13 protein-coding genes are annotated in these 12751 nt (G+C 65.3%); 3 read left to right on the top strand and 10 right to left on the bottom strand.

Annotation, left to right across the window (positions count from 1 at the left end):
• From VFJ08_RS05745 to VFJ08_RS05715, 7 genes are all read right to left on the bottom strand, one after another.
• Positions 1-383, bottom strand: a 383-nt coding sequence (locus VFJ08_RS05745) for a hypothetical protein (RefSeq protein ID WP_324996082.1), incomplete at its 3' end; no start/stop codon positions are given.
• Positions 376-1347 carry an ArsA family ATPase gene (locus VFJ08_RS05740; protein WP_324996081.1) on the bottom strand — a complete coding sequence of 324 codons (972 nt, stop codon included), beginning with the start codon at positions 1345-1347 and terminating at the stop codon, positions 376-378. The genes VFJ08_RS05740 and VFJ08_RS05745, both read right to left, overlap by 8 nt.
• 4 nt (positions 1348-1351) lie before the next feature.
• Positions 1352-1615 (bottom strand): cory-CC-star protein, encoded by a 264-nt coding sequence (locus VFJ08_RS05735; RefSeq protein ID WP_324996079.1) that lies wholly within the window; start codon positions 1613-1615, stop codon positions 1352-1354.
• Positions 1616-1648: 33 nt separating this feature from the next.
• Positions 1649-2095 (bottom strand): hypothetical protein, encoded by a 447-nt coding sequence (locus tag VFJ08_RS05730; RefSeq protein ID WP_324996077.1) that lies wholly within the window; start codon positions 2093-2095, stop codon positions 1649-1651.
• Positions 2082-3794, bottom strand: a complete 1713-nt coding sequence (locus VFJ08_RS05725) for a carbon starvation protein A (RefSeq protein ID WP_324996075.1) — start codon at positions 3792-3794, stop codon at positions 2082-2084. The genes VFJ08_RS05730 and VFJ08_RS05725 overlap by 14 nt, the downstream gene beginning before the upstream one ends.
• Positions 3795-3920: 126 nt before the next feature.
• On the bottom strand, positions 3921-5036 hold the full coding sequence (gene moeB / locus VFJ08_RS05720) for a molybdopterin-synthase adenylyltransferase MoeB (protein WP_324996073.1): 1116 nt from the start codon (positions 5034-5036) through the stop codon (positions 3921-3923).
• A complete protein-coding gene (locus VFJ08_RS05715) occupies positions 5033-6421 on the bottom strand; it encodes a DNA recombination protein RmuC (RefSeq protein ID WP_324996071.1) in 1389 nt (462 codons plus the stop codon). Before VFJ08_RS05715 ends, moeB begins: the two co-directional genes overlap by 4 nt.
• A gap of 451 nt (positions 6422-6872) precedes the next feature.
• On the opposite strand from VFJ08_RS05715, the gene VFJ08_RS05710 reads away from it, so the two are divergent.
• On the top strand, positions 6873-8747 hold the full coding sequence (locus VFJ08_RS05710; protein ID WP_324996069.1) for an ATP-binding cassette domain-containing protein: 1875 nt from the start codon (positions 6873-6875) through the stop codon (positions 8745-8747).
• 56 nt (positions 8748-8803) lie between these two features.
• A complete protein-coding gene (locus tag VFJ08_RS05705) occupies positions 8804-9388 on the top strand; it encodes a cysteine hydrolase (protein WP_324996067.1) in 585 nt (194 codons plus the stop codon).
• Positions 9389-9402: 14 nt separating this feature from the next.
• On the opposite strand, the gene VFJ08_RS05700 is transcribed toward VFJ08_RS05705, so the two are convergent.
• Together VFJ08_RS05700 and VFJ08_RS05695 are read right to left on the bottom strand one after the other, a co-directional pair.
• Entirely contained in the window at positions 9403-9633 is a 231-nt protein-coding gene (locus VFJ08_RS05700) for a YceI family protein (RefSeq protein WP_324996065.1), read from the bottom strand.
• A gap of 15 nt (positions 9634-9648) precedes the next feature.
• Positions 9649-10230, bottom strand: a complete 582-nt coding sequence (locus tag VFJ08_RS05695; RefSeq protein WP_324996063.1) for an exopolysaccharide biosynthesis protein — start codon at positions 10228-10230, stop codon at positions 9649-9651.
• A 129-nt stretch (positions 10231-10359) separates the two neighbouring features.
• Between VFJ08_RS05695 and VFJ08_RS05690 the strand changes: the two genes are divergently transcribed.
• Positions 10360-11343, top strand: a complete 984-nt coding sequence (locus tag VFJ08_RS05690) for an aldo/keto reductase (protein WP_324996061.1) — start codon at positions 10360-10362, stop codon at positions 11341-11343.
• A 13-nt stretch (positions 11344-11356) separates the two neighbouring features.
• On the opposite strand, the gene VFJ08_RS05685 is transcribed toward VFJ08_RS05690, so the two are convergent.
• A complete protein-coding gene (locus tag VFJ08_RS05685) occupies positions 11357-12706 on the bottom strand; it encodes a lytic murein transglycosylase (RefSeq protein WP_414707039.1) in 1350 nt (449 codons plus the stop codon).
• Positions 12707-12751: the final 45 nt, after the last annotated feature.

Here is a 12751-nt window from a genome sequence, read left to right as displayed (position 1 = left end):
TAACCCGGCTGGCCGTTCGCCAGAATCCGCCGCGAAGCTGTATCCGGATCGGCCAGTTCCACCATGACGACCGCCTGAGCACCGCTGGTCTCGGCCGCCCGACGCCGGCTGGCACCGGTCTGTTTTTCGGTAGGCGGCGCGGCATGAAGCATGGTCTCACAGGCATGACCGGCGGCATGCAGGCGCTGGCATAGGGCATGCTCGAACGCCCCTTCGACCGCCAGATCGCTGAACGCCGCATAGGCCATGAAGCCGTCGTAGCGCACGCCGCGGGCATTCGATGGCGCGAAGGTCTGTGTAGCTAGGCTCGGACAGCCGCCCAGACTCAACAACAGCACCAGTGCCGGGATCATCGCCCGGCGCGCCGGACGTGGCTCAGGCATGGGGCTCTGCCGTGTCCGAGATACGCTGCGCCAACGCCTCGAGTTGATCGCGGCCGACTATATCGCGCGCGCTCTGCGCCACTTCCACGAGGGCGTGGCCGGCGAAGCGTTCACGTATCTCGGCCAGATATTCGCTCTGTTGCGCGACGCGCTCGGCCACGAAATCGCTGCCGGTATCCGCCGGCCACAGGCGATTGACGAACAGTTCGCCGACCGGAATGCCGGCTTCTTCGAGTTGTTCGATCAGGCGTACGGTCTCTTCGATCGGCAGACGTTCGGCCAACAAAACCGGATGAAACAGGGCCTCGCGATGCAACCGCCGGCGTGCGCGGCCAAACCGATCGGCGCGCCGACGCAGCCGCGACAGCACGCGGTCGTCGCGATCCGGCTCGGACACGCCGGCCATCGAGCGCCACATGCCCTGCAGGCGGTTCACCCTGGCCCGCTGCCCGGCCAGCCCTTCCACCCAGGCGCCGAGCATGGACGGCAACGTGAGCAGCCGCAAGGTATGGCCGGTAGGCGCGGTGTCGAACACGATGCGATCGTAGTCGCCGGGCGCGGCGTCCATCAGCCGCGTGAAACGATCAAATAGCGCCGATTCGGCGGCGCCGGGCGCCTGCACGGCGAGCTTGAGATGCCGGTCCAGCGCCGACAGCACGGCCTTGGACACCGCTTCGCGCGCATCCTCGCGGATCGAATCCACATACCGCTCGGCATCGGCGGTCGGATCGATCTCCATCGCCCATAAGTTATCGCCGGCCGCGGTGGGCTCGTCGCCCAGCGCCGTGCCCAAAAGGTCGGACACCGAATGCGCGGGATCCGTGGACACCAGCAGCACACGCTCGCCGGCGGCGGCCAGACGCAGCGCATGCGCCGCCGCCAACGTGGTCTTGCCGACCCCGCCCTTGCCGCCGAACAGGAAGAAGCGCGTGGGTTCGTCGTGATGCGTGTGATCTATCGCCATCGCGTCAGCAGCACACGCCGGCTTCCGGGAAGGTTTCCATGCCCATACGCCGGTGCCAGCGATGAAACGCCTCGATCAGGTCCGGATAAAGCTCCAGCGCGAAATAATCGGCCGGGCCGGGAATGCCCAGCGCTTCGAGAAAGAGCAAGGCGACGAGCACGTCCTCTTCCTTGCGCGCTTCGCGGGCGATGCTTGCCCGCCAGGGCGCGACGAACAGTTCGTCGTGATAGTCGTTGATGCGGCGCCAGAGGCTTTTGTCGTCAGCCATCGGGGCCTCCATGCAATCGCGCGCCGCTCGTCATCAGGCCGCGCACGCGGTGTGCAGATGCGCCATAACGGCCGCGACAACCGAATCCGGCTCGGGCAATGCGCCCGAGAACAGCACGTCGCCGTCGAGCACCACGGCGGTGGCCGCGCCGGCGCGCGACAAATTTTTCAGCGACGCGCCGAGGCCGTATCCGGCCCGACGCGACGCGCGCCAAACCGCCGGGTACAGCCAGATTGTGTTGCGCGAGTCGACCACGTCGATGCTCAACCCCGGCGCAACGTCGCGCAGGCGCCGATAGACCACGCCAAGCGCCTCCATGAGCGCGCGGCTGTGGCTGAAATCGGCGGCGCCACCCAGAGCCGTATGGGCCTCGCCGAGCCGGCCGCAGCAGCCCGAGCCGCTGTGCTGTGCATCCTGCTCGCGGATCAAGATCAGACGGTGACCGGCGCCCAGACGGCGGCTGGATTCACGACGGCTCATCGGCCGGCGCCGAGGCGCGCTCGCTGCGCTGGCGGTTCAGCGCCGTCACGGCCTCGACGATCAGCCAGGCGGTCAGAATCACGATGCCGGCGTCCATGACCAGCAACAGCCAGCTGCCCTCCTGGAAGAACGCAACCAGATTGAGCACCAGCGCCCAGCTGGTCATGAACAGCAGGAACACGAGCGGCACGATGGCAGCCAGCGGGTTACGGTTGCGCGCCAACACCCAAACGCTGATCACCGACAGCGCAAGGCCGGCGGTCAGCTGGTTGGTGGTGCCGAACAAGGTCCAGAGCTGGCCGAAGGCAAAACCCTTGCCGCCGGCGCTGTCGCCGCCCGGCACCAGCGAAAGCGCCAGCGGGATAAGCACGGCCAGCGTGGTCAGCAGCGTGGTCTTGCCGACCAGCCTGTGAAAGCCCGCCAGCTCGGCGATCTCTTCCAGAATATAGCGTTGCAAACGGATGCCGGTGTCCATGGTGGTGCCGGCGAAAGTGATCACCACCACCACCGCGAACGACGCGCCGAGCGCGGCGCTGACCCCGAGGTTGGACAGGAAATGGCCCACGCCGCTCACGAAATTACCCAGTGCGCCGCCCGAGGCCGCGCCGAAACTGGCATAGGCCGTGTTCCAGTCGGCGGCGCCGCCCAGGCCCGCGGTACAGGCCAGAATCGCCGCCAGAGCCAGCGAGCCCTCGCCCAGCGCGCCGAGATAACCGATCTGGCGGGCATCGGTTTCCTTGTTGATCTGCTTGGACGTGGTGCCCGAGGCTACCAGGCTGTGAAAACCCGAAATGGCGCCGCAGGCGATGGTGATGAACAAATAGGGAAACCACTGCTTGGCCCCGGTCGCGGCGTGGTTCACGGCCGGCGCCACGATCTGGTCCCAGCCCACGATCACGCCGGCGAAGATCACAATCAAGGCCACCAGCAACTGCTGGCCGTTGATGTAATCACGCGGCTGCAGCAGCAGCCAGACCGGCAGGCGCGAGGCGAACCAGGTATAGGCGAACACCAGGATGATCCAGGTCGTGCGCACCGATAGCCCCAGCATATCGGCCAACCCGTCGATACGCACCGGAAACATCTGCCCGACCGGGATCGCCGCATACAGCAGCACCAGCCCGATCAGCGACGGGATCAGCACCGCGCCTTTCATCCGGTAGACCCATTGGCCGATGCACATGGCGATCGGAATCACGATCACCGCGGGTATGACCGAGCCCGGAAATTTGGCGAACAAAATGGCCATGACCACGCCGAACACCGCGTTGACCAGCGTCAGCAGGAAGAAAATAATCAGCAGAAACAGCGTGCTCGCGCGTGGGCTGATGACCTTGCCCGAAAGCGTGCCGATATTCTGGCCGCGATTGCGGGCCGAGGTTACGATAGCGCCGAAATCATGCACGCCGGCGCCGAACACCGTGCCCAGGATCACCCAGGCGATGGCGGGCAGCCAGCCCCAGTACACCGCAATCGCCGGGCCGACGATCGGCGCGGCACCCGCCACGGCCGTGAAGTGATGACCCAGCAGAATGTACTTGTTGGTGGGCACGAAATCCACGCCGTCGGACAGTTCGTGCGCCGGCGTTTTGAAGTTCGGATCCAGCGCATAGACGCGCTCGGCCAGATACTTCGAGTAAAAGCGATAACCCAGGTAGAAAGCCCCAAGCGTGATCACGATCAAATAGAAAGCCGGCATGCGCCCCCCAGCGGCTTAGAGCCTGTTCATGAACAGGCTCTTGAATCAATGAATATAAACGGATGCATCATAGCGGCCGCCGCGGCGCTTGCGACAGTGGACCAATGTCGAAGCGCCGACACTACACTAGCGCTGGCCGCCGCCGCAGATCGGACAATCCGGGTTACCCGGCAGCGAGAGCGTGCGCCAGCGCTGGGTGCGTACATCCAACGACAGCAACTTGCCGGACAGCGTGTTTGTCATGCCGACGATCAGCTTGATGGCTTCCAGGGCTTGCAGCGTGCCCACGAGGCCGGGCACCGCGCCGATCACCCCGGCCTCGGCACAGGTCGGGGCCGATCCCGCCGGCGGCGCTTCGGCGAACAGGCAGCGATAGCACGGCGCCCCGCCGGCCGGAAACACGCCGACTTGGCCGGCGAACCGCTCGACCGCGCCGTAAACGAGCGCGATGTGCGCCGCTACGCAGGCATCGTTAATCGCGTACCGGGCGGAAAAGTTGTCCGACCCGTCTATCACCAGATCATAGCCCGCGACCAGATCGGCTGCGTTGTCGGGCGCGACGCGGGCCTCGACCGGCACGACCTCGATGGTCGGATTGAGCGCGGTGAGCGTGGCCTGCGCGGAGCGCACCTTGGGCTGGCCGACCGAGGCGTCGCGATGCAGGATCTGGCGATGCAGGTTGGAGCGGTCGACCGTGTCGTGATCGACGATCGCCAGGTGCCCCACGCCGGCCGCGGCCAGATACAAAGCGGCCGGGCTGCCCAGCCCGCCGGCGCCGATCACCAACACGCGCGCATCGCGCAGTCGGGTTTGCCCGGCATCGCCGATCTCGGGCAGCGTGAGCTGACGGGCATAGCGCGCGCGCTCGCCGGCGTCGAGCGTGGGCGGGGTTTCAAAGGCGAGCCCGGCGTCTTTCCAGGCATCGAAACCGCCGGCGACCGAGTGTACGTCGGCATAGCCGAGCCGGCGCAGCTGATCGGCCGCGAGCAGGGAACGCGAGCCCGAGGCGCACAGCAGCAGAAGCGTGTCGTCGGCCGCCGCGCCTTCCGCTTCCAGCCGCATTTCCAGAAAACCGCGGCCGAGCGGCTTCGCGCCCACCGGCGTGCCCTGGGCGATCTCGTCGGCTTCGCGGATATCGACCAGCCAAGCGCCGCCGACGCGCAGCTTTTCAGCCGCGGCCGGCTCGATCGGCGGCATGGCCTCACGTAGCGCCGCCAGGCGGTCCCGGACGGAGATGCTCATATCTCGCTCGCCTCGTCGTCGATTGTCTTTTCCCTTCGATCGGCCGCGTCGAAAGCGGACTCGTCTTTTTCGCGCGCGGCGGCGCGGTCGGCGCCGAGTTGGCCGGCCTCGCGCCATTTTTCCGGCATGGGCTTCGAGGTTTTCGCGCCCATTTCGCGCAGCTTCTCGGCCTGATTGATCAAGTTACCGTTGCCGTCGATGAGCTTTTTGCGGGCGTCGGCGAACGAATTGTTCACGGTTTTCAGGTTTCGCGAAACTTTGTCCAGATCCGTAATGAAGCCGACAAACTTGTCGTGGAGCGCACCCGCGCGGGCGGCGATCGCCTCGGCGTTCTTTTCCTGCTTGTCGAGCCGCCACAGGTTTTCCACCGCCCGCAGCATGGGCATCAGCGTGGTCGGCGACACCAGGGCGATGTTAGCCTCGAGCGCCTCGCGCTGCAGATCGAAATCGCCGCGCAGCGCCTCGACATAGGCGGCCTCGGACGGCACGAACATGAACACATAGTCCAGCGTGCGGATTGTGGCTATCCCTTGGTAATTCTTTTGAGACAGCTGCTTGAGATGGCGCCGGACCGAGGCGATATGATCGGTCAACGCGGTGTGGCGTGTATCGTCGTCCCCGGCTTCCTGAACCCGCAGGTAGGCGGTCAGCGAGACCTTGGAATCGATCACCAGCGAGCGCGATTCCGGCAGGTGCACGACCGCATCCGGCAACTGACGCTTGCCCTCTTCGGTCGTGCTGTGGAACTGGGTTTCGTACTGCGCGGGTTTTTCCAGCCCCGAGCGCTCCAGCACGGTCTCCAAAATCATCTCGCCCCAGTTGCCCTGGGTCTTCGATTCGCCGCGCAAAGCCTTGGTTAGATTGGTCGCGTCTTCGGCGATGGCCTGATTCGACTCGCGCAAAAGCTCGATCTGACGCGCGAGCGCCGAACGCTGACTGTTTTCTTTATCGTAAGCCTCGCGCACCTGCTTCTCGAAGCGCCCGATATGCTCGCGCAGCGGATTGATCAGCGGCTCGAGGCTGGCCTTGCTGGATTCGTTGAAGGTCTTGGTCTTCTGGTCGAGAATCTCCTGCGACAGCGTCTTGAACTGATGCGTCATCTGCTCGCGCGCCTCGGTCAAGGTCTTGAGTTTGTCCTCGGCATGGCGTTGCTCGGCATCCAGCCGCTCGGTCAGCCGCGCGTTCTCGCTACGTGCGCCGGCCAGTTCCGCATGCGCTTTTTCCAACGAGTCGCCGCGCGCGGCATGCTCGCGCCGCAGCGCGCCCAGGTTCGAGACGAGCTCGGCGCGATTGGCCCGCGCGACCAGCAGCGCCACCAACCCGCCGAGCGCGGCGCCGATCAACAAAGCCACCACCGCCACCGCAATCCAGACACTATCGGTCATGCCATTTCCGCGACATACAACAACCGGCCGATTCTAAACCGCTCGGCCACCACCCGCGACGCCGCCGGCAGCCTTCCTGTTTCGTAGTTCGAAGAAAGATTCTTTCCGGACTAACCGCAGATGGACGCAGATTAACGCAGATGAAGACGGCGGATACCAGCAATCTTCCGATATCTATAAGCATGGCTTTACAGGCATAAGTATGCGAGTGAACACAAAATAAACGTAAATAAAAAGCGAAATGTCTTACATCGGCGTTTATTGGCGGATATTTTTCTTTCTGTAACTTCACGAAATGTAGTCCGATCCAATGGGCGAGTCCCCGGTCCGTTTTTCTTAATCTGCGTGTATCTGCGTTCATCTGCAGATAAAAATGTTTTCTTGAATCGGAGCGTGCAGCGCCGCCGGGGCGCGTACAATAGCGGCCGATTTATTCCGCCCCATACAGTCCATGCTGCTGCAACTTCGCGAACTATCGCTGTCCTACGGCGTTGAGGTCCTGCTCGATCGTGCCGAACTGTCCATCGCCGCCGGCGAGCGCGTGGCATTGGTCGGGCGTAACGGCACCGGTAAGTCGACCCTGATGCGGATCGTCGCCGGCGAGATCGAGCCGGACCAGGTCAAGCGCGAGCGCAAGCCGGGCCTGAAGATTTCGCGTCTCGAACAAGAAGTGCCGGCCGCCACCCATGGCAGCGTCTACGACGTGACGGCCGCCGGGCTGGGCGCGGCCGGCGAAGCGGTCGCGCGTTTTCACGATCTGGCCGCGCGGCTGTCGGCCGGCGAAGACGTGATGGCTGCGTTCTCCAAGGCCCAGAACGACGTCGAGGCGCACGACGGCTGGACGCTGGCGCAACAGGTCGAGGCCACATTGAGCCGGCTGCAGCTCGATCCCGACGCCGATTTCATCGCCTTGTCCGGCGGCCAGAAACGCCGCGTGCTGCTGGCGCGTGCGCTGGTCTGCGATCCCGATCTGCTGCTGCTGGACGAGCCGACCAACCACCTCGACATTGCCACCATCGCCCAGCTCGAAGAGATCCTGGCGAACTGGAACGGCGCGCTGTTGTTCATCACCCACGACCGCGCTTTTTTACGCCATCTGGCCACCCGCATCATCGATCTCGATCGCGGCCGGCTGACTTCATGGCCCGGCGATTACGACAAATTTCTCGAAGGCAAGGACAAAGCGCTCGCCGACGAAGAAAAAGCCAACGCCGAGTTCGACAAGCGTCTGGCCGCCGAAGAAACCTGGATTCGTCAGGGCATCAAGGCCCGGCGAACCCGTAACGAGGGACGTGTACGCGCGCTCCAAGCCATGCGCGCCGAGCGCGCCCGGCGCCGCGAGCGCACCGGCACCGCCAACATCGTGACCCAGGACGCCGCCCGGTCCGGCAAGAACGTGATCGTGGCCGAAAAACTCGCCTATGCCTGGGGCGAGACGCCAATCGTGACAAACCTGACCACGACCATCCAGCGCGGCGACAAGATCGGCATCATCGGGCCCAACGGCGCCGGCAAAACCACGTTGATCCGTCTGCTGCTGGGCCAGCTCGAACCCGATGCCGGCACGATCAAGCTCGGCACCAATCTCGAGATTGCCCACTTCGACCAGCATCGCGCCGCGCTCGACGACAATATCAGCGTGTTGGACAACGTCGCCGGCGGGCGCTCGTCGGTCACCATCAACGGCGCCGACCGCCACGTGATGAGCTATCTCGGCGACTTCCTGTTCTCGCCCAAGCGGGCGCGCAGCCCTACGCACGTGCTGTCCGGCGGCGAGCGCAACCGTCTGCTGCTGGCCAAGTTGTTCACCCGGCCCGCCAACCTGCTGGTCATGGACGAGCCGACCAACGATCTCGACGTGGAAACGCTGGAACTGCTGGAGGAACGCCTGACCAACTTCGACGGCACGCTGCTGCTGGTCTCGCACGATCGTGATTTTCTCGACAACGTGGTGACCAGTTCGCTGGTCATGGAAGGCGACGGCCGCGTCGGCGACTACGTCGGCGGCTATTCCGATTATCTGCGCCAGCGGCCGTCCGATCCGGCGCCGGCCGCGTCGGCGAACAAATCCGCGGCGGCGCCCAAGCCCCAACCCAAGCCCAAGTCCGAATCCGCCCTGTCGGCGGCCGAGCGCAAGGAACTGCGCGATCTGCCGCGCCGCATCGACAAACTCGAAGCCGATCTGGCCGCCAGCGAGGCGCTGTTCGGCGAACCCGGCTTTTATGAGCGCGATGCCGCCGAAATCAAGAAAGCCACCGAGGCCCATGCCGCGATTCAGGCCGAGCTCGAGGCCGCGTTCGAACGCTGGATGGCGCTCGAAGCCTAACCTGCCCGCACGCTACCACTGGTAAGGTGGGCCGATCACTGCATCGAGGATCGACCATGACCACCGCCCTGATCGCCCTGGATTTCATCAACGACATCGTGCACCCGGACAGCCCGATGGCGGGGGCGGCCTCGCAGGTCGCCGAGCGCGGCGTGATCGAGCATGCCAACACCGCGCTGGCGCATGCCCGCGCCAACGACTGGTTCGTGGTGCTGGTCAAGGTCGGCTTCGGGCCGGGTTACGCGGAATGCCCAAGCCATTCGCCGCTGTTCGGCAAAGCCAAGGAAAACGGCGTGCTCCAACTGGGCGCCTGGGGCACGGAATTTCACGAAACGCTCGATGCGACTCCGGCCAACGCCGAGCGCGAGTTCGTGGTGCAAAAGCCCCGCGTGAACGCGTTCTACGCCACGCCGCTGGAAGCGCTGCTGCGCGCCAACGCGATCGATACGCTGTATTTATGCGGCGTATCGACGAGCTGGGCGGTCCAGTCGGCGGCTCGCGACGGCCACGATCGCGATTACCGCATCCGCGTGATCGAGGATGCCTGCGCGACCGACGATATCGAGGATCACAAGGCCTCGATCCGGCAGTTGTCGCGTATCGGCGAGATCGTGACCTCGGCCGAGCTGCCGGGCGCCTGACCGGCTTCGATCGATCAGCTATTCGTGACCGGCTTGTTGGCCTCGGCCTCGATCGAGAGTTCCACCCGGTCGCCAACCAGTTTCGGATAGGCGTTCATGCCGAAATCGCTGCGCTTGATCTCGGTTTCGGCACTGAAGCCGCAGGTGTAATGGCTCTTTTCGAGCGGATTCCTACGACAGGCGATATCGTCGACCTCCCGAATCGCCACCGCGCCGAGCCTGTATTCGAGGAGCCGGAAATACACGCACGGCCGACACCGTTATAAGCCGACCAGGCCGTAGATCAACCAGCCGCCCAGCGCCGCCGGTATCAGGCCGAAGAGTACCCAAAGCCCGTCGCGCCCCGCCAGCCCGAGGCTGATCAGCGCAATACCGCCACCCGGCGCGGCGGCGGCGAACGGCAGGATCTCGAGCGGCGGCATGCACAGCGCGAGCACCACGAACAAAAGCCCGAGCACGCGCGCGGCCGCGCCCTCGACCAGCCAGGGCAGACGCGGTTTGACCAGACGATCGATACGCCGGGTCCAGGGCCGCACCCGTTCGGCCACCCGCGTATAACGGGTCCGGCGGATCGACAGCGCGCGCAGCTTTTTCGGCAGCCACGGGCAGCGCTTGCCGAAGACGAGCTGGATCGACACGAGCGCGATCGACGCGCCACAGACCGTCGGCACCCCGGGCACCGCGCCCGTGGGCAGAATCGCGATCAGCGCCAGGATCAGCGTCAGCGGCGCATAGCCCCGCTCGCCGATGGTCGCCAGCACTTCTCCGAGCGTGAGTCGTTCGCTGGTGCCGCTGGATTCGAGAATCTCCAGCAGCGTGGTGAGCGTGATGCCGCGTTCCACGGATGTCGCCGTACGAAAATCGAGCCGCGAACGGTATCACGCCACATCACGCGTGAATGCCGGCTGAGCTTGTGGCGTCCGATAACGGCAATTATTGTAAGACACATACATATCCCGACCTCCCGATTCATGGAACACAAACAACTGGGCTCGACCGGCACGCGGGTCTCGCCGCTGTGTCTCGGCACAATGACCTACGGCACGCCGGAATGGCGGGAATGGGTACTCGACGAGGCGTCCAGCCGGCCGTTCATCAAGAAAGCGCTGGATAACGGCATCAACTTCTTCGACACCGCCGACATGTACTCCAAGGGCGAATCCGAGCGCGTGGTGGGCAAGGCGCTCACCGACTACGCCGATCGCGAGGATTTCGTCCTGGCGACCAAGGTCTACAATCCGATGGGCGACGGGCCGAACAACCGCGGCCTGTCGCGCAAGCACATCATGCACGCAATCGATGCATCGCTTGCCCGGCTGGGCGCCGATCATGTCGATCTCTACCAGATCCATCGCTTCGACTACGACACGCCGGTCGAAGAGTTCATGGAAGCGCTGCACGACGTGGTCAAGGCCGGCAAGGCGCGCTATATCGGCGCTTCCTCGATGTATGCCTGGCAGTTCGCCAAATGCCAGGAAATCGCCGCGAGAAACAGCTGGACCCGGTTCGTGACCATGCAGCCGATGTACAACCTGGTCTATCGCGAGGAAGAACGCGAGATGCTGCCGCTGTGTGCCGATCAGGGCGTCGGGGTGATCCCGTGGAGCCCGCTGGCCCGGGGCGTGCTCGCCGGCAAGACCCAGGGCACGGGCGGCCAGTCCAAGCGCTCGCAGACCGACCAAATGACCGAGAAATGGAAGCTCGGCGCGGCCGAGTCGGACGATTCAATCGTGGGCGCTCTACGCGAAGTCGCCGAAGCCCGCGGCGTATCCATGGCCCAGATCGCGCTCGCGTGGGTGGCCGCGCATCCGCAGGTGACCGCGCCGATCGTGGGCGCGAGCAAGCAGCGCCATCTCGACGATGCCGTCGCGGCGATGGACATCGCCCTCACCGAGGACGAAAAGTCGAAGCTGGAAGCGCCTTATGCGCCCCACCGGATCGCCGGGCACGAATAGCGGTTAGAACTTCCTAACCGCCGACGGCGGCCCGAACCTTATGGAGCAGGCTCTGGGTGGGAAAACCGTCGGCGATCATCCCGTGCGCGCCTTGAAAGGCGCGCACCGCCTTTCGCGTATTCGGCCCGACGATGCCGTCCGGCGCGCCGCTGCCATAACCCAGGATGTTCAGGTCGCGTTGCAGGGTGCGCACCTGATCGCGCGACAGGCTCTTCTCGGCGCGCGGCCAGGATTGCCGCACGCCGGGCGCGCCGACGATCCGATCGGATAGCAGCCCGACCGCCAGCGCATAGCTGGTGGCGTTGTTGTAGCGCAGGATCACGCGGAAGTTCGGCCCCACCATGAAAGCCGGCCCCGAGGCGCCGGCCGGCGCGATGATGGCCGCCGAATCGAAATCCGGCAGGCCGCGGGCATCGATCGCCTGCACGCCTTGCGCGCGCCAGGCGGCGGTCGACTTGCGGGTTTCGCCGCCGACTTGGGCGTAATCGAAGCCGGCCGGCAGCACCGCCTCGCGACCCCAGGGCTGGCCCGTCCGCCAGCCGTTTTCGGCCAGATAATTGGCGGTCGAGGCCATGGTATCGGGGATCGAGCCCCAGATGTCGCGCCGGCCGTCGCCGTCGGCGTCCACGGCGTAAGCCAGAAAACTGGTGGGCAGGAACTGCGTGTTACCCATCGCGCCGGCCCAGGAGCCGCGCATCTCGGACCGGCTGATATCGCCGGCGGCGAGGATCTTGAGCGCCGCGTAGAGCTGGTTCTCGGCAAACGATTCGCGGCGCCCGTCGTAGCCGAGCGTGGCCAGCGCATCGATCGTTTCGTAGTTGCCGAAGTTGGCGCCGTAATTGCTCTCGATGCCCCAGATCGCGACGATCACCGCACCCGGCACGCCGTAGCGTGCGGCCACCCGATTCGCCGTATTTCGATAGGTGGCGAGCTTGTCGCGGCCATGCACGATCCGCGTAGGCGATACCGCGGTGTCCAGATAGTCCCAGATTGCGCGGTTGAACTCCGGCTGACGGTGATCGAGCTCGATCACGTGCGGCAAGAACTCGACATCGGCGAAGGCGCTATTCAGGGTCGCGTCGGATACGCCCTGGGCCTGCGCGCGCCGCACGAAACCGGCGACCCAGCGCGCGAAGCCGGCGGCGTCGCGGCCGTCGACGCCGGCCGGCGCGCTCTGCCCGGCGCGGCTCTCAGCGCCGCCGCTCGCGGGCCGGCTCCGGCCGTTGTTCTGTGAGGTCGCGTTCGCGGTTGGCGAATTTGCCGTCCCCGTGCTGCTCCGGTTGGCGGCCGGGGCATGGGTGGCGCAGCCGGCCAGAGCCGCGATCAAGGGCAGGGCGACACGGGGGGCCAATCGGTACTTCATGTAGCAGGGCGCGGTCTTGAAGGTGACGCCTAGACTACCTGACCG

It is taken from the genome of Salinisphaera sp., from assembly GCF_035690525.1.
In the GTDB taxonomy this organism is placed as follows: domain Bacteria; phylum Pseudomonadota; class Gammaproteobacteria; order Nevskiales; family Salinisphaeraceae; genus Salinisphaera.
Note: the sequence above shows the minus strand (reverse complement) of the source record. Positions and strands in the feature narration are given on the sequence as shown.